At 43.4% G+C, this 16,743-nt stretch carries 17 protein-coding genes; 10 read left to right on the top strand and 7 right to left on the bottom strand.

Going from position 1 to position 16,743, the window contains the following annotated elements; translation table 11 throughout:
- Positions 1–146: 146 nt before the first annotated feature.
- Positions 147–356, bottom strand: coding sequence for a 4-oxalocrotonate tautomerase DmpI (gene dmpI / locus J0X21_RS00275; protein WP_206808482.1), 210 nt, complete (start codon positions 354–356; stop codon positions 147–149).
- 138 nt (positions 357–494) lie between these two features.
- On the opposite strand from dmpI, the gene J0X21_RS00270 reads away from it, so the two are divergent.
- A complete protein-coding gene (locus J0X21_RS00270) occupies positions 495–725 on the top strand; it encodes a MoaD/ThiS family protein (RefSeq protein WP_206808480.1) in 231 nt (76 codons plus the stop codon).
- Between the two features lie 116 nt (positions 726–841).
- Here the strand turns inward: J0X21_RS00270 and J0X21_RS00265 are convergent, their stop codons facing one another.
- Positions 842–1,519, bottom strand: a complete 678-nt coding sequence (locus J0X21_RS00265; RefSeq protein WP_206808479.1) for a LexA family transcriptional regulator — start codon at positions 1,517–1,519, stop codon at positions 842–844.
- Positions 1,520–1,761: 242 nt separating this feature from the next.
- On the opposite strand from J0X21_RS00265, the gene J0X21_RS00260 reads away from it, so the two are divergent.
- The 5 genes from J0X21_RS00260 (at position 1,762) to J0X21_RS00240 (ending at position 5,107) form a co-directional block, all read left to right on the top strand.
- Positions 1,762–2,553, top strand: a complete 792-nt coding sequence (locus J0X21_RS00260) for a putative ABC transporter permease (protein ID WP_206808477.1) — start codon at positions 1,762–1,764, stop codon at positions 2,551–2,553.
- The gene (locus J0X21_RS00255; protein ID WP_206808475.1) at positions 2,550–3,017 is read left to right on the top strand and encodes an HD domain-containing protein; all 468 of its coding nucleotides are present in this window, start codon (positions 2,550–2,552) and stop codon (positions 3,015–3,017) included. Before J0X21_RS00260 ends, J0X21_RS00255 begins: the two co-directional genes overlap by 4 nt.
- Before the next feature lie 131 nt (positions 3,018–3,148).
- Entirely contained in the window at positions 3,149–3,304 is a 156-nt protein-coding gene (locus J0X21_RS00250) for a hypothetical protein (RefSeq protein WP_206808473.1), read from the top strand.
- Between the two features lie 169 nt (positions 3,305–3,473).
- Positions 3,474–3,947, top strand: coding sequence for an Lrp/AsnC family transcriptional regulator (locus J0X21_RS00245; protein WP_206808472.1), 474 nt, complete (start codon positions 3,474–3,476; stop codon positions 3,945–3,947).
- 26 nt (positions 3,948–3,973) lie between these two features.
- Entirely contained in the window at positions 3,974–5,107 is a 1,134-nt protein-coding gene (locus tag J0X21_RS00240; RefSeq protein WP_206808471.1) for a radical SAM protein, read from the top strand.
- 360 nt (positions 5,108–5,467) lie between these two features.
- Here the strand turns inward: J0X21_RS00240 and J0X21_RS00235 are convergent, their stop codons facing one another.
- The 3 genes from J0X21_RS00235 to J0X21_RS00225 form a co-directional block, all read right to left on the bottom strand.
- Complete coding sequence (locus J0X21_RS00235) at positions 5,468–6,325, bottom strand: hypothetical protein (RefSeq protein ID WP_206808467.1); 858 nt, start codon at positions 6,323–6,325, stop codon at positions 5,468–5,470.
- Between the two features lie 294 nt (positions 6,326–6,619).
- Entirely contained in the window at positions 6,620–7,987 is a 1,368-nt protein-coding gene (locus J0X21_RS00230; RefSeq protein WP_206808466.1) for an MFS transporter, read from the bottom strand.
- 111 nt (positions 7,988–8,098) lie between these two features.
- Complete coding sequence (locus J0X21_RS00225; RefSeq protein ID WP_206808465.1) at positions 8,099–9,118, bottom strand: dihydrodipicolinate synthase family protein; 1,020 nt, start codon at positions 9,116–9,118, stop codon at positions 8,099–8,101.
- A 340-nt stretch (positions 9,119–9,458) separates the two neighbouring features.
- On the opposite strand from J0X21_RS00225, the gene J0X21_RS00220 reads away from it, so the two are divergent.
- The 4 genes from J0X21_RS00220 to J0X21_RS00205 all read left to right on the top strand — a co-directional run bounded on the left by J0X21_RS00220 (position 9,459) and on the right by J0X21_RS00205 (position 14,485).
- Positions 9,459–10,928: a sigma-54 interaction domain-containing protein gene (locus tag J0X21_RS00220; RefSeq protein WP_206808464.1), complete on the top strand. Its 1,470-nt coding sequence runs from the start codon at positions 9,459–9,461 to the stop codon at positions 10,926–10,928.
- Between the two features lie 317 nt (positions 10,929–11,245).
- A complete protein-coding gene (locus J0X21_RS00215) occupies positions 11,246–12,214 on the top strand; it encodes a dihydrodipicolinate synthase family protein (protein ID WP_206808459.1) in 969 nt (322 codons plus the stop codon).
- A gap of 141 nt (positions 12,215–12,355) precedes the next feature.
- Positions 12,356–13,612 carry a benzoate/H(+) symporter BenE family transporter gene (locus J0X21_RS00210; protein ID WP_206808457.1) on the top strand — a complete coding sequence of 419 codons (1,257 nt, stop codon included), beginning with the start codon at positions 12,356–12,358 and terminating at the stop codon, positions 13,610–13,612.
- A 225-nt stretch (positions 13,613–13,837) separates the two neighbouring features.
- Entirely contained in the window at positions 13,838–14,485 is a 648-nt protein-coding gene (locus J0X21_RS00205) for a GntR family transcriptional regulator (protein ID WP_206808456.1), read from the top strand.
- Between the two features lie 239 nt (positions 14,486–14,724).
- On the opposite strand, the gene J0X21_RS00200 is transcribed toward J0X21_RS00205, so the two are convergent.
- Positions 14,725–15,513 carry a TorD/DmsD family molecular chaperone gene (locus tag J0X21_RS00200; RefSeq protein ID WP_206808455.1) on the bottom strand — a complete coding sequence of 263 codons (789 nt, stop codon included), beginning with the start codon at positions 15,511–15,513 and terminating at the stop codon, positions 14,725–14,727.
- On the bottom strand, positions 15,503–16,729 hold the full coding sequence (gene nrfD / locus J0X21_RS00195) for an NrfD/PsrC family molybdoenzyme membrane anchor subunit (protein WP_328811899.1): 1,227 nt from the start codon (positions 16,727–16,729) through the stop codon (positions 15,503–15,505). Before nrfD ends, J0X21_RS00200 begins: the two co-directional genes overlap by 11 nt.
- Between the last annotated feature and the right edge of the window lie 14 nt (positions 16,730–16,743).

Here is a 16,743-nt window from a genome sequence, read left to right as displayed (position 1 = left end):
ACTCCCCCTGTCTCTAAGCTTATCCCTTTTTCATTTTTCAAGCAAGGATTCGCCGTTGTAATCGTTTGTAATGCCTGGAGGCCGTGTCAGATGAATTGATGAATTGACACAGCCCCCTGCTAGCAAAATATTAGAATACACCGGGCTCAGCTTTCCTTATATTGCTGCCAATAAGGACTTTCAGTCAAAAGTTCCCCGCCTACTCCCATATTGCTGTACTCATGCTCATCCAGCACAACATTGAAAGCAGCCATCGGAATCCCCAGAGCCTGGGAAGCCGCCTGTGTCATCCCGTGCACTAAACTGCGCTTCTGGTCAACTGACAACACCGGCCCGTCAAAATGAATGGTTGGCATCATTTACACCTCCAACGGAAATTTAACGGTTTTCTTCAACCTTCCCCTAAAATTCCCGTTTAAGGCTTAATTCATGTATTGACACCCTGGATTCGATATGCAATATTCTGTATAGTCATAGTAGGATGGTGAGCAACGATGCGTATTGTAATTCGTTTATACGGTCCGCTGGCTAAATACGGCCAGCAGGCAGACCTGCACGAACTAAATATTTCCCCAAACCTCTCTCTTAATGGTTTAATCGAATTTCTTAATATCCCCTCTTCTGCTATTGCCTTCATGGTTGTCAACGGGGTCAAAACAAACATAAACTACCTGCTGCAGGAAAACGATACCGTAAAAGTCTTCCCCTGGGTGGCAGGAGGGTAACGGTCGGACAATTCAATTATTCCCCTTACCCTCTGTCTTAATAAAAGAAAAGTATTCGCTGTTAGGTTTTGGCAAAAGGCCTTCAGCCTTCATTAAGATCCACCGCCTAATAAGATTTACCCCAGTCTTTCCGTCAAAAAAGCTGTGAGCATCTGGAGCTCATCAAAACTCAGTTCTTCAAGGTATTGGACAAATAACCCGACCAATTCAGTCATTTGAGGCCCCATCTCATCTCCCACCGTATGAATGACAATTCCAATGACCGTACCGACAAACATCGTTAACTCAATTTCCGGTCGAATCGAAACTTTCAATAGATGTCTGATCATCTCTTTTCGTGCCTGACCGATAGAATCGAGGTACACGAGAAAGAGAGCCAGAATATACAGGCAAAACTCGACCCGCGTCTCAACACGGGACAGAATCTGGATGATTCTTCCCACTGTATCCTTCAGATCCGCTGGCCTCAGCCCATAAACAAACTGAGCTACTTTCTCTTTGAGCACACGGAGTTCGTCCTGATTATTAATCCGCTTCCTTGTTTGGGCGAATAATTCTTGAGCTCTCCTCGTAGGAGTGAAAACAATAACCGAACGTCCCGGTTCTTTCGAATTCACTTCATAACCTCGCTTAAGAAGACCATTTTTCTCAAGCTCCTTGAACATATCATAAGCTGTCCATTTGCTTACCCCAATAATTTCGGCTAAGGTAACGTAATGCACGGGCAGTCCGGTTTTTTTATAAAGCGCAATAATTTGGCTTAAAAATTCTTTGCGGCGTTCCGTTAATTTCATAAAGAATTTTTTCTCCTTAACCAAGATATAGCAATCGCCCAATTTGCCCTGGGTTCTCATTGACAGACTTATGAGATGTGTTATCATTATTACGAACTTATTCTTTGGTCTTTTGGGATCATTTTAGTTTATTTTTCACCCCAGTGCAAGGAACCCATGAGCAAAGGCAGGGCACATATATTCCAGGATAAGGCCTGTTTTATTTTTTGGTCTTTTGGGGAAACGAAGGGGTAAGATGAAGCATGAACGTCAAAACTCTCCCGTATTTGTCTACTATAATTCTCTTTTTCGCGCTCTATTCTTTTCTGGGCTGGGTATTGGAATTCATTTATCGCTCCCTGACTCAAAAAAAATTGGTCAATCCGGGATTTCTGAGCGGCCCTTTCTTACCGATTTACGGCACATTTGCCTTGTTGGTCCTTCTCTGTCGTTCCATTCTAGCCGAGCTTCCGCTCGTCTGGCAATTTCTAATCCTCACCTTACTCAGCACAGGTATTGAGTACGGTGCCGGTTATCTCCTAGAATCTGTTTTCCACTTGCAGCTTTGGAGTTACCGGCATACGCCCCTGAACTACAAAGGGCGTATCGCCCTTCCCTTTGCCCTCTTATGGGGGATGCTTGGGCTCTTCTTTCTCCACTACATCCATCCATACTTTGAAACTTTGATTGCTGGAATACCTCCTACGCCAAGGATATTATGCACTCTTCTTTTTTTAATTTACTTTTTTGGGGACATCTCAAAATCGAGTCTCTTATTGCTCCGGCTGGAACGTTTTCTCCAAGAATATAGAGAGAAAGAGCTCAATAAAAGCGATCTCTTGGCTGCCCTGCGTCCGTTTCGCCGCCTATTGGCCACTTATCCGAAGATGCACCATACCCTCAGTGAAGCCATGGCTCAGATCCGGCTCAAGCAGGAATACGTCGCTCTTTTACTAAGCAGGCAGCGTCAAAGGCTTTACCACCGGTTGCGCACCGACCAGGAGCCAACAGCCCCGGGAGCAAACCATGAGCAGCATGAAGGTGAAAACAAATGAAATTTTCCGGCCTTGTTAAGGATATCTTGGACCATCCGGAGTTTAGACAACTGGACAACTTCCCTCACCACCGTCCCTTTAGCATCCTGGATCATTCCATCCATGTGGCATACCTAACCTTCCGCTGGTCCACACGCCTGAAGCGTACTCTTCACATCGACGTTCGTTCGGCCACTCGGGCAGCCTTGCTTCACGATTTTTACCTGTATGACTGGCATGTGCCGAGGCCGGACGGCACACGGTGGCACGGTTTCCGGCATCCGGCAATAGCCTGTCGGAATGCCAAACGCTGCTTTGCTCTTAATGAGAAAGAACAGAACATTATCTTAAGCCACATGTGGCCGTTAACTCACCGCTGGCCCGGCAGCCGGGAGGCTTGGTTGGTCACATTGGCTGACAAAACGGTTACTATGCACGAGTTCCGGATGAAGTTAAGCGATCTGCTGGCCCGTAAGCGGCCCTAACTGAAATAAGAAAACGAATTCCACCTTATTTGCGCTCTGTTTTTTGGCCTTTTTGCTCTATTGTGCAAAGCCCGTCGGCCTTGGTTATTCCACATTCAGCGCTTTTTCGGTGGGATGGCAAAGATTATATCATGGTTGTGAGAGAAGGAAAGGCGGTCAAAACAGCTGTACGCCCCGGCCTTAAAAATAAAGAATTCACGCTGGTGCTGCAGGGATTACAAGCAGGTGACCGAATTGTGATTGAAGGGGCAGGGGAACTGGCCGAGGGATTGGAAGTGGCAAATTAGTTTTATCGATTTTTATTCGCAATTAAGTTGACAATCAAGCATATTATTTCGTATAATCGCCATATACCAAAATAATATTTTCATTAACCTGGTTTAGTTCCACAGCCGCCAAAAGTATAGGTGCGCGGAATGTTCCAAAATTTTCATTGTCATAAAGGAGTCTATCATTATGTCTTTGGCCTTTGATAGTTGTGATAAAGAAATAATCGATATTCTTCAAAGTGATTCATCAATATCCAATATAGAATTATCAAAGAAGATCGGATTGTCGCCCTCTGCTTGCCTCAGTCGGACAAAGCGTCTTAAAGAACTGGGTGTAATAAAACAATTTGCTACTATCATCGATGAAAAAAAAGTTGGGTTGGAAATCGTTACGTTTACTTTTGTCAATTTATCTCCACATAATAGAAATACGGCAAACGCCTTTCTATTAAAAGTTAAGGAAACGCCTGAAATTCTAGAGTGTTATAACATTACAGGCAGCTGGGATTATTTATTAAAGATAGTATCCCATGATATTGCTTCTTATCGTAATTTTGTTATGGATTCGCTCTTGCAATTTCCTGGAGTAAACAAGATCGATACAAACATCGTTTTGGGTACTGATAAGCAAAGCTTCCGTTTACCTATTGACCAGGTATAAAATTTATCAGCCAGGAGGATTTAGAGATGGAAAATTATATTTTGTTAAAAGCAGCTCTGCTTACGGAAGGAATCCGTTCTGACATCGAAAGTTTGACAGCGGTAGGCATAAACTATAAAGAGCAGAATCATGGGTTGTTTGGTTGGGATTTTGAAAATCATGTTGACCTCAAACTCCCTGATGATTTCTGTCTTCCGGATGGAACAGTTGTACAATTTCGTTTAAATTCAAAATCACAATATTATGTAAAAACGCATGATGATAAATTAAAACTATATCTTAACGAGCATGAAATTTGTGAGATCAAATGGATAGAACGGCCTGATTTTTATAACAAGAAAACAACTCAAAATAATGATATGGTTAAAATTGGCCAGATTGGTGGAAGGGACTGCTTGTTTTTCTGTTATCAAAATTACTGCTCCCATTTTAGCAGCAACAAGCAATGTTCGTTTTGCAATCTTGTTACAACATCAAAAGTATACGACTCTGTAATTAAGAAAAAGGATATGACTGATATTGGTGAAGTAGCTAAAGCGGCCTGGTCAGAGGGAAATGTTAATCACATATTGCTTACTGGGGGATGTTTTAGTCACGAACAGGAAGTTGCTTTGGTTTCTGAAATATTAGAATCTATAAAAAAACATACAGGATTTGAAAGAGTTCCCGGAGTAATACTTCCCTCTCCTGCCAAAGGGGATGATATTGAACGTTATTTCGAAACTGGGATCAATGCCATTGGATATAGTATGGAGATATGGGACGAAAAGTTGTATAAAGCAATATGTCCAGGAAAATCAGAAAGCACCTCGCATGCAGAATTTGTTAAATCCATCCAAACAGCAGTTAAAATTTTTGGGGAAGGAAATGTATTTGTTGCTCTGGTAATGGGTTTGGAACCAAAAGAAACCTTTTTGCAAGGAATTCAGACTTTATCTGCCATGGGTGCCAATATTGTCCCCTTTGTATGGTCGCCTAATCCCGGTTCAAAATTGGAGGGTCACAGAGCACCATCTGCAGAGTGGTATTTTGATGTGATTTCAGAGGCTGCGGAAATTGTATATGATAATAAAGTTCCTTCGGGTATAGAAAACCACTGCTATCAGTGTGATGGAAATTCATTATTGCATGACGCTTTAAGATTAAAAGGCATTGTATAAATTTTACCATATATTAGGATTTTCCGTCCCGGTATGACTCAACATTATATATTATCCAAAATTAGTTTACCTACATTTTTGAAGAAAAAACCGGCATTAGACGACCAAAAACCGCGCAACCACGCGGTTTCTAGGTTCTCTTCAGGCCGTTTAGAGGCGCGTATCCCACTATATAGGAGCATTATAGGATGTTACTGCGGAAATGAACCGGCCGAATCCAGCATTGGGGCCAGATTCTGCTTCGATTATCCATCTTCTTCCTGGATAATGTCAAATCCCCTCTACGGTGGGTTGGGCAGTGAAAGCTAAAACGCAAAATTATATACAGATTCGTACAACATTTGAAAGACCCTAGGGATATTACTTACCAAGGTAATTTTTTAATTTTTCTATTCTTGCTTCATTTCCGTTTTCACCAGTTAAATGACGACGCACACCAAATATCCTAACATTATAAATTTTGTTTTCTTTTAATAATAATTTTAACTCATCAATAAACACACCTGAATTTGAATCCTCAGACGTATCAGTACTCGTTCCAAGCATTGTTCCTTTACCCTTCGTTATTTCCACCCCACATGATGGACTTGGATTCATACCAAGAATCCCAACTATGTCGTACCCTAACTTCTTATATTCTTTGATTTGATCAGCTACATCGTTTGCGGTCCTTCTATAACAATTCCTTAGTTGTTCACCATCTATTTTGCCATAATCATATTTTTCCAAACCAAGGCAATTGTACTCGGGACATGGCATTTGAATTATACCTACATCACTATCTAACAGAGTCCTAATAATCATTGTGTCAGCACCGGGAAACGCAGCACCTCCAGGAAAACGTGTATTTATATTCAACCAGCAATGACTTATAAATATTACTTTTCGCTTGCGTTTATCATTTAGGAATATATATCCTAATCGAATAGCATCACCAAAAGAACCCTTAAATACAATATCTCCAGTACCCCATATAGCCATAAAAAAAGGGAGTTGCTTATGTGCAATTTTGTCGAGGGTATCTTCAGTGCAACTAATAATAAAATCTGCTTCCGTTGCTTCGGTGAAATTAAACTTTTCCTTTGATGTACTCCAATAGAACGATTCCCCTTCAATCTCCCATCTAATAATTTTGTTCCAATCTCTTAGCCTTAGTTTTGTAACATCACTGCTATTTGCAGTATTAATCATTAACTCCAAAAGCTTATACTTGTCCATATATTACTTCCTCCTCGTGAGATTTAATTAGAAAAGCATTCACTTTCATGCTAAAGTGCATACCATCCCAGAGAATCTATCTTATTGAGTATACTTTTTCAGTGGAAACAGGCTAAAGTCAATACTGAAGAACTAGCTAGCTTCTCTTCTATGCATATGCATAGTGGTTCTTACCTGATGAAAAAAGTAGTACTGCTTCAGCCTGCTTTACTAATCTCTAATTCTACAAAGTGGGGGTACATGGGAATCATAAATTATTATAATGTGAAGAAGACAGCATTTTGCCTTTGTAACTCAAGGGGAAATTTCCTCCAAAATTTTGCCCTTGGTTTCAATGGCAAAGATACCGGTGATTATGGCACCGATTAGTGCAACGACTGCAAATATAATAAAGACGAGAGAGATAGAGTATCCGGCCACCACCATTCCCGTTATATATGGTCCCAATGCCGAGGCGACCCGGAGCCAGGCGCTACCAATACTGCTGCCGAGAGCCCTCATCCTGGTGGGATATATTTCGGGGCTATACAAATACAGCGCTAAAGAGATAGAAGCGATAAAAGTATAACTGAGTGAAGCATAAATTAAAACGAGATAAGGAGTGCCTGCTCCACTATTCCACAAAAGAAACATGAATAAGGAGCCTCCTAGAAATGCCCCGGTGAACCAGGCTTTCCTTCCCACTATGTCTACTAGCATCGCACAACCAAATGCTCCGGCTAGGCCGGCGATGTTTGTGATAAGGCTGAATAGCAAGGATTGCTCCAAAGGCAACTTATAAACTCGTGAATATAAACTCGGAAGCCACGTAGTCAAGCCATAGGTGATAAAATAAGCGCTGAACCAGATTACCCACACGGTAAGGGTGCGCCGAAGATAGATCCCCTGGAAAAGTTCCCGCCAATTGGTACTTTTTTCGGCAACCTTGATACCTGAATTCTCCAGTGGGGGCAGGGCGATTTGGCCGTTATTACTGACATTGGATTCGATCTTTTCCACAGCTTTTTCTGCTTCATCCAAACGCATCTTAGAGGCCAGCCAGCGCGGGGATTCGGGAAGATTTTTGATAAACAAAGGGATGATAATTGCGGGGATTCCGCCAATCAGGAACATATAGTGCCAGCCCAAATGAGGTACAACCCAATAACCGAGCAGTGCTGCCAAAACAAGACCCACTACAAAAACCAATTCATATAGTAAGATAAACTTGCCACGCCCATGGGCCTTGGCAACTTCATTAATATAGGCGGCTGCAATGGGCACTTCCCCACCTAAGCCAAATCCTTGAATGAAACGGAAAAGGAGTAAGGAGTTTAAGCTCCAGGCTGTGGCACATAAGAACGACATACCGCCCATGATGGCAATAGACCAGAATAGTGCCCTCGTTCGGCCGGACCTTTCTGCGTACCAGCCAAAGAAAACAGCGCCTAGTAGCTGACCAACATAACTGATAGAGATTAATAAACCGGTTTGTGTTGGCGATATATTCCAAAGGGGTGCTATTACTGGCAGAATATATGCTATTGAAACAGCATCGAAGGCATCAAAGAAAGTGGCTATACCTACAATTAGTCGCATTTTCACGTGCCAAAAAGAATAGGGGAGTCGTTCCAGTCGTGCAATGATGTTTTGTTGACGGGAGGTATTAATCTCAATTGACATCTTGCTATCCTCCTAACAAATAATAATCTTATTAGTAGGTTGTCCGAAGCGACTCCTGAAAGCAGTACGGGTATAGACCGTGCTGCTTTCTGCCAAGAGTCGACTTAAGATTTATAATTCACTTAATACTTTTTCCACCTGTTGTTCGGTAATTATGCTTACACCCGTGACACGAAGAAGATCCTTGATGGCGAGGATTTCTTCTTTCTTCGGTTTGGGCATGGGCGGACGCATAAAAGGATGGGGAACCAAACCTCTTAGCCAGGTAGCAATCTTATACCGTACATGAAGTCGGGACCATTCTGAATAGATATATGCATGCAAATCGGAGAGGCCCAAATTCCAGATTTTTTTTGCCAGAGCCAGATCGCCTCTTTTCCAGGCTGCAATATGATCAATCATCGGTTCCATGGCATAGTTGAACGATCCAGTGACCGTACCATCAAATTTTTCATTCAGCAGCACTTCGTGAAACAGATTCGCCGTTGCACCCAAGATTCCAACATGCCGACTGGACTCCTGTTCCAGGTTACGTAGGGTCTTAGCGATGGTTTTGAAGCCTTCGTAACTATAGGTCATTTTCCATCCGACAATATTGGGAATCTCGGCAATCATTTGTAAGGTAACATCCCGGCTTATCCCGATCCCATATGCAGCAGAAGGAGCACCAACTGGATGGGTAATCATCGGTAGATTGACTTCTGCCGCAATAGCTTTTACCAAATCAATCCATACTTCAGGATATTTATCTGAATTCCAAGAAGTTGTGATATCCATTGAACCCATGGGAGGGATTACAAAGATCCCATCCACTCCTGCATTCTTTGCATCAACTGCCACCTGAACCGTCTCTTCGGTAGTTAAAGCCAGTGCACCGGCAAAAATGGGTACCTTCCCCTTACATTCTTCTACGGCGATCTGGACATTTCTAAGTTTTTCTTCACGGGTAAGATAAAATAATTCACCCGCTTCCGGGTTTATGATCATGCCGCCCCCAGCCTCTACAAACTTATCTTGCATGAAGTAACGGAGTAGGTTGCGCAAAGCTTGTTCATCAATCTCATAACTCCCGTCTTTATAAGGGGTAACTAAGGCTACATAAAGTCTGTCCATATTTGTGTTCTTGAACATTGTTATAGCTCCTTTCATGAGTTTAATGAATATAGGGATTATTGCCTTTTTCTCATTTCACCCTTTCGTAAGTTAAACTCGCCGGCCATATCAAAATAGTGCAAGAATTGTGCCAAAGCGCCAAAAATCTTAACGCAGCTTGATGGAGGTATTTCTTAAATCCCGCAGCTTCTAATGGAATATTATTTACCAATAGATTTTTATGATTTATACTTATCATTATGGGGAACAGCTATTATTCAAGGTAATTCCGCACTGGTTATCAATAAACCAAGTATGATATATCCCTGGTAAAATATTTACCGGGATATATCTTAAAAATAGAAAAGGACGTGAAACTATGCAATACCGTGCCGGGGAATTGATGTGGGCTTTGAAAGATGTAGGTCTATCCGGAAAAGTAAGCCCTGAAGGGGCCGCTTTTTTTGCTGCCTTATTAGATACTCAATACGATGCTATCGCCCTTCTTGACAATAAGCCCCGGATTATCTATATAAATAAGAATTATGAAAACATTTTGGGTTTAAAAAAAGAAGAAATAATTGGTAAAGACCTTCGGGAATTAATGGATGCAGGAATTATCAGGAATGGTGCTCCTTCCATAGAAGTTCTTAAAACTAAAAAACATGCTTCGTCGCTGGAAAATACTAAGCATGGCAAAAGCGTCTTAATCACTGCCAGCCCTCTCTTGGACGAAAATGGCGAGATATTAATGATTATCGACAATATAAGAGATGTAACCGATATTAACCGTTTAAAAGAAGAAAGCTTGAATTACAAGCGAATGTCTACCCAATATGAAGTTGAAGTACAGGAATTAAGGGCACGTACCAGCTTTTTAGATTCCCTAATAGCCAAAAGCCAAGCTATGAGTGAAGTGTTAGAAAGAGCCATTAGGGCGGCCTCGGTAAATGCCAATGTTCTTCTTACCGGGGAAAGCGGTACAGGTAAAAACGTTATTGCCAACTATATCCATACAGCGAGTTCACGGAAGGGAAGTCCCTTTATTCAGGTTAACTGTTCCGCTATCCCTGAAAGTCTCTTTGAAAGTGAGCTTTTCGGGTATGAGGAAGGAGCTTTTACAGGAGCCAAACGGAAGGGAAAACCGGGACTGATTGAGGTGGCCAATGGAGGAACATTATTACTCGATGAGGTGGGGGAAATCCCATGGAATATCCAGGCGAAACTCCTCCAGTTTCTCCAGGAGGGCTATTTTTTTAGAGTAGGCGGCACCAAGGAGAGCACAATCGATGTAAGAATTATTGCAGCCACCAATGCTGACCTCAGCCAAAAAATTATGGACAAATCTTTCCGGAAAGACCTCTTTTACAGACTAAATGTCCTCCCTATTTATATCCCGCCTCTCCGTGAAAGATACGATGACATTGTCCCTTTGACACTTTCTTTTTTGGAAAAATACAACAGTAAATATAAAACGAATAAGAAACTTACGAGTCAGGCCCAGCCCGCCCTGATTAACTATGACTGGCCGGGAAATGTACGGGAACTGGAAAATGTAGTAGAAAGGGTTGTTATCTTAGCAGAGAATGACCAGATAACTGAAAAAGATATTTACATGGCCATCGGGATTAAATTACCCCATTTCATTGATCCCCTCCATGTCAATAAATTAATGCCTTTCCCCGAAGCGTATAAAGAAGCAGAACGTCAACTTTTGCATATGGCTCTGGGTCAGACACAAAGCCTGCGCAAGCTGGCCGAGATACTGGGTACGACTCACCCTACTGTAAGCAGAAAACTCAAGGAGCATAATATCCACATCAATATAAGGGAAAAAAGAAAAAAATGATGGGCGTTTTACCTTACTGGATGAAAACTGCCAGGGCTAAGTTGTAGCCCTGGCAGAATTAAAAATAACCAATTTTTTATAAAGCCAGCATATTTTTATAAATATTTGGTTGCTAGAAGTAGATATGACCCTTGTTCCGCGATTGGCATACCATCCGTGTCAGGGATTTTCCGGCCCGAGCTGCGGGCCGTTCTCTATTTTCCAGCTCTTCAACCGGCACTTCATCGTAAAAAACTGCATTATTGACAAATCGCCCAAAAAGCTTTACACTTTACTCACATGCTAGCATGCTAATAAGTTAAAAGGGGGGGGTTCAAATGAGCTTGAAATTCACGGCTCAAGATGTCTCAGGTATCTACAACATCATTCCCACGCCAGCTACTCAAAACGCCTCAAGTCATGACGCGATGGACACGATTAATTATGAGGAAACCGTAAAACTGGTAAACATGCTCATTGAAAACGGAGTTGATGCAATTTTAACCAACGGAACTTTTGGTGAGGGAGCGACGCTAACGGAGGAAGAACATTTTAACTTTGCTAGGAAGGTGATTGAGACCGTTAAGGGAAGGGTTCCGGTTTTCATTGGGGCTACAACATTAAACACGAGAGACACCATTCGGCGGGCTAAAGCCTTTATGAGCATGAAGGCTACAGGGCTATTCCTAGGCAGACCTATGTGGTGCGAATGTGATGATGATACGATTGTCGGTTACTATCAGGATATAGCCGAGGCTATTCCTGAAGCTCCAATTATTGTTTATGATAATCCTGAGGCTTTTAAAGGCAAACTATCCACCTCCGTCTATGCCAAGCTGGCCCAAATTCCCAATATTATCGCTTCAAAGTATATTGGCATTGGTCCCCAATATCTTGCTGACATTGAAGCGTGCGGAGATAATATCCGGATCTTGCCAATGGATGCTGATTGGCATGAGGCAAAAAAAATGGCGGGGGCTAAAGCTCCGGCATGCTGGACGGGAAGCGGCAATTGCGGAATGGCACCGCTTAGCGCCTTGAAAAAGGCCATTGAAAGCAATGACGATGCCTTTGCTCAAGAAATTACCAAAGACATTCGATTTACCTATCAAACCCTTTTCCCTCAAGGAAGTTTTAAAATCTTCTCGCTTTATAATATTCCTTTAGAAAAAGCAAGAATGAGTGCCGCAGGGCTTGTTAACGCCGGTCCAGCACGGCCACCCTATCATCATATTCCTGAAGAATACCTTACCGGAGCAAAAGAAGCCGGGCGAAGATGGGCAGAAATTCAAAGGAAATATTCATAATAGGGATCGAATTCGTAAAAACCTTAAATTGCAGTTAAATTAAGCGCAATAGGAGACGCCATATGAATCGAAAAACCTATTGCGCTTTCCCCAGAATAATATTCAATTCAATTTTGCGCATGCGGAAAGGGGATTATTCCATTGTTGAAACTGGAAAAAGGTGAAGGGATCAGTTCTTCATTTAGCCAATTGCCAAAGTTTATTACCACATCCACGATTGGTGTTGCGATAACCGCTGTTTTGTTTGGCGAGGGTCCCATTTTTATTTTACTCAAAGCAGCTTCTGAGGCCAAACTTCCTAACAATATCGCGATATCGTGGCTGGCTGTCGTGTTTTTAATGGGTGGGCTGCTTACCCTTTTAATGTCGCTTTATTATCGTCAACCGATTTACGTTGCTTTTTCCATTCCTGCTGTTGTTCTAATCGGAAGTGCCCTTACGCGTTATCCTTTTAGTGATGTTATCGGCGCAGTTTTACTAGCCGGAATTATTGTTTTGCTCATCGGGATTTCCGGATTGTTTAAAATAGCCATAAGATACGTGCCCATGCCGATTATTCAGGGCATGATCGCAGGGACTTTGGTGAGTTATGGCATAGCCACCATTACCGCTCTCCCTAAAGCACCGGTCGTTGCCGGTTCAACATTAATTGCTTTTTTGCTCTTAAGTATTTATCCTGCTTTGGCCAAAAAATTTCCGCCTGTTCTTGGCGCTTTAGTTATCGGCTTTATCATTGCCGTTATGACGAAAAATGTTAATGTCGGAGATATATCGTTTCGGCTTTCGTCCCTGACATTTGTAGCACCGACTTTTAATCTGCGAACCATCATGGAATTAGCCATACCGTTAGCCATCTTGTCAATAGGCTTCGGTAATGTCCAAGCCTTGGGAATACTGTCATCCCAGGGTTACACTCCACCCACAAATGCTTTTGTAGCCATCAGCGGGTTGGGCACAATTTTCAACTCCTTTTTTGGGGGACATACCGCGGTCATTGCCGGACCGAGTATAGCAATCTGTGCGGGAGCGGAAGTCGGGCCGAAAGAAGGCCGGTATGCAGCAACATTTATAGCGGGAATTCTGTCGCTTGTTATGGGATTAATTGCTCCGATCGCTATCACTTTTACTAAGGCAGTGCCCGGCCCCTTCATTGATGTTCTCGCCGGGGTGGCCATGTTTTCGGTATTAGTCAATACCTTTGCTCAGGCATTTGGAGCGAACTTTCGGCTAGGAGCTTTATTCGCCCTCCTGATTAGCATGAGCAAAATCACTGTATGGAACATCGGAGCACCATTTTGGGCCATTATCGGAGGAACTGTAATTTCCCTCCTGATGGAAAACTCGGATTACCGCAATATGGTGGCTGCTTTAAAAACAAATCGTGAAATCAGCAGGTAAAGACAGCCATTATGTGATATAAAAAGGCCTAGCCCTCGAAATATTCTTGTTGGAATGATTCCGAGGGACAGGCCTTTTTGCGCTTTCTATGTCTTTCTAACCTTAACGGAAAACAAATCCACCTAGAAATCTTGCCAACTTGCATCAGTGTATGTCAATATAGAGCCAGGTGAATAAAATGCACACGGTTTTATCATATGTTTGCCATGGAGGATTTAACACCTTATGACTATTAGACGAGATGAGTTTGCCTATAACAAAATAAAAGGTTTGCTTCAGAGCGGGCAAATCAAACCTGGGGATAAATTTTCTGCCTATCAACTTTCTGAGAAACTGGGTATCAGCCGTACACCTGTCACAGCCGCTTTAAAAAAGTTGGAGCAGGAAGGGATCGTTGATATTATCCCTCAGGTGGGGAGTATTTTTAAATACCCCAATCGGGATGAAGCAAGAGAAAACTTTTTACTGCGGGCTGTATTGGAAGGGTTTGCAGCAGAAATGGCCACGATGAATGCCAGCAAGAGCGAAATCGACGAAATTGAAGAAATTTATGAAGCAGGTATTAATGATTCGAAACTTTGCCTGCCTGAAAAATATGCTGAAGCTAATAAAAGATTTCATATGAAAATTATTGAATTAAGTAAGATGCCCCGTCTAATAGAACTTGCTAATAATTTTTATGAGAATACGATTTATCTTTCTATAAGCGGCGATTTTGTTTTCTCAAGATGTGATATTTCTGTTCAAGAACATGGAGAAATTGTTAAAATGATGAAAAACCGAGAGGCCAATAAGGCTAGAATGCTGGTCGAGAGTCATCTGCGTAAATGTACGGACGATTTTGTTAAAATAATTGCAGAACACGAACGGTAATTGGGAATGGTGTTTGCGCCCAACGCTATATAATGCTGACCAAGTTTCCCCTTAACGGAGTAATCGCTTCATCCAATTCCGGGGGATACTGGGAAACTGAACTGACTGGGCCGGCATGGAGGCGGTCCAACACACCATCGGACTTCAACCCCAGTAAGAGGACGACCGCCCCGCCTGCAGCCTAGTATGTGCCCTGCTTCAATTTACTTTAGAGAGGGCTTGCATTTTGGTCTAACCGTTCAAACGGCCAAAGAACCGGCTGTTTTTTTTAATTGGTTGATGCGTTCAGCCTCAATCTTAATATAGGCAGCCGTTATTTGAGCTAATCCTTGATAGTAACTCAAGTTTGTCTCCCGCTGTACATCTTGACAAAATTCAGGCAACCATTGCGCCATATGATCTTGTAGGAATGACTCCTGGATATCCTGCCAACCCGCTGCTCTGCCTACGTCCTGGGCGAGGTATAGTTCCGCCTCCTGACCGATGAGATAACCCATGAACTCTAACTCCGTGCAATGATAGTCCGGCAACTGCTTGGTGCCAAGGTCTAATCCTGCCTGCCGGTAAATTTCCCGCACCTGCAGCGTGGTTTCCCCCATCAAATTGCCGAAACTTCCGTCTTCCCGTCGTTCCCGATAAGCTGACTCATAGGGAGGACAAGGGAACGCACCAGGCCCGATGAATAACCGGGCATATTCCACCCGCCAATCCGTCAAGCCCTGCTCCCGCTTTTCATCCACGTCCGGGACGCCCACTTCTACAAATGGGCGTTCATTTGACACATTTAACTCTCGGTTGAGAAAACCGGACATAAGCCGTAATCCTTCTTGGAATTCGGTTAAACGCGGATTCATCTTGTCCAGGCTACACTGTAATTGTGTCCAGGCACCTCCCTCACCGAAGAAATCAGCCAGCAGCTCCCGGCCCGGTTCATCCCACATTCTGGATAAGGCAGAATACGTAGCCCTCCGGTTAAGAGCCATTTCTTTTAAACCGGCCAAGACCGTATCCGTCAGTTTAGGTTGCACTGACCGCACCTCCCTGCTTGGGCAAAGCTTCTGCAGTCTGCACCGGCGTCAAGAAAAAATAGGTCCCCACAGTAAAGATGAGCGCGCCGAAAGCACAAACACCCACCACAATGGCTAATTCCACCCAGGTCGGCGCATAGCTTCCTACGGTGGCCCAGATGCCAGGCGTCGCCGCTTGGCCAAATGTCTCCGGCATTTGATAGGCTCCCAGCGTTACCCCAGGAGCCAATCCGATCAAGGGCAATAGCAAAGAGGAAAACAGCAGCCAAATGCGTTTAAACAAAACGCCTACCACCACGAGACCTGAAGCCAGTAGCATCAGGCTGCTCTTCAACCTGTTCTTGGGCACAACCAGGATCAAGAAGGGAACAACTGCCCCCAGGATGATTTCACCCCAGAAGAAGGGTGCCAGGCTGCCGGAGAGCATCAACGTCAAATACCCCATTAACTGTTCCTCACCAGGATATAGCGCCGTCAATATCTCCGAGAACACAAAGTAAACGTCCACCGCAATGAATACCGCCAACAACCCGCCCAGGGTGGAGATCAGTTTTTTGTCCACCTTAAAGGAGGTGAACTGATTCAGTCCGATCAGGACAAGCAGCAGGAGAGCCAATCCGGAATCCAGGGCTGAAGCGACAAAGAGAGGAGCCATCAAGGCACTGTGCCAAGTCGGTCTCGCGATCTGCAATCCAAAGATCCAGGCGGTAACCGAGTGGACCAAAATGGCGACAGGCAAAGCGATAGCAGATAACACCTTGATGTTTTTTAGGTTGGGCTCTTCTCTTGTCATGCTATAAAGATAAACCAGGGAAGTTACTAAATAAATGCCAATTACGATCACGTCCCAAATGAGCGGCGAATTGAATTGGGGATGGAAAACCAGGTTCAAGAAACGATCGGGACGCCCGAGGTCCACAAAGATCAACAGGGTCGCCACAATAATACAGGTGCTGGAAAGCAACACCGCGGGTTTGGCCACCGGTTTGAATTGTTTGATGTTAAATACTGTCGCCGAAGAAGAAACAATCAATCCCCCGGCCGAAAGTCCCACAAAAAACATAAACAGCGTGATATAAAGACCCCAGGAAACAACATTGCGCATCCCGGTGGCAATCAACCCGTTGGCAAGCTGATAAACCCACGCCCCAAGACCAACCAGGGACAGTATCGCCAGGATTACCGTCCAGGGATTGACATATCTTTTGTTAAACACGGCAAATCTGCCTC

This window comes from Paradesulfitobacterium ferrireducens, assembly GCF_017310645.1.
GTDB classification, from domain to species: Bacteria; Bacillota; Desulfitobacteriia; order Desulfitobacteriales; family Desulfitobacteriaceae; genus Paradesulfitobacterium; species Paradesulfitobacterium ferrireducens.
The sequence above is the reverse complement of the archived record's forward strand: the minus strand, read 5'-3'. Positions and strand labels throughout refer to the sequence as shown.

Bases quoted from the DNA above. Each gene is read 5' to 3' on its own strand.
- dmpI (WP_206808482.1), bottom strand. From the start codon at position 356: ATGCCAACCATTCATTTTGACGGGCCGGTGTTGTCAGTTGACCAGAAG.
- J0X21_RS00270 (WP_206808480.1), top strand. From the start codon at position 495: ATGCGTATTGTAATTCGTTTATACGGTCCGCTGGCTAAATACGGCCAG.
- J0X21_RS00265 (WP_206808479.1), bottom strand. From the start codon at position 1,519: ATGAAATTAACGGAACGCCGCAAAGAATTTTTAAGCCAAATTATTGCG.
- J0X21_RS00260 (WP_206808477.1), top strand. From the start codon at position 1,762: ATGAACGTCAAAACTCTCCCGTATTTGTCTACTATAATTCTCTTTTTC.
- J0X21_RS00255 (WP_206808475.1), top strand. From the start codon at position 2,550: ATGAAATTTTCCGGCCTTGTTAAGGATATCTTGGACCATCCGGAGTTT.
- J0X21_RS00250 (WP_206808473.1), top strand. From the start codon at position 3,149: ATGGTTGTGAGAGAAGGAAAGGCGGTCAAAACAGCTGTACGCCCCGGC.
- J0X21_RS00245 (WP_206808472.1), top strand. From the start codon at position 3,474: ATGTCTTTGGCCTTTGATAGTTGTGATAAAGAAATAATCGATATTCTT.
- J0X21_RS00240 (WP_206808471.1), top strand. From the start codon at position 3,974: ATGGAAAATTATATTTTGTTAAAAGCAGCTCTGCTTACGGAAGGAATC.
- J0X21_RS00235 (WP_206808467.1), bottom strand. From the start codon at position 6,325: ATGGACAAGTATAAGCTTTTGGAGTTAATGATTAATACTGCAAATAGC.
- J0X21_RS00230 (WP_206808466.1), bottom strand. From the start codon at position 7,987: ATGTCAATTGAGATTAATACCTCCCGTCAACAAAACATCATTGCACGA.
- J0X21_RS00225 (WP_206808465.1), bottom strand. From the start codon at position 9,118: ATGTTCAAGAACACAAATATGGACAGACTTTATGTAGCCTTAGTTACC.
- J0X21_RS00220 (WP_206808464.1), top strand. From the start codon at position 9,459: ATGCAATACCGTGCCGGGGAATTGATGTGGGCTTTGAAAGATGTAGGT.
- J0X21_RS00215 (WP_206808459.1), top strand. From the start codon at position 11,246: ATGAGCTTGAAATTCACGGCTCAAGATGTCTCAGGTATCTACAACATC.
- J0X21_RS00205 (WP_206808456.1), top strand. From the start codon at position 13,838: ATGACTATTAGACGAGATGAGTTTGCCTATAACAAAATAAAAGGTTTG.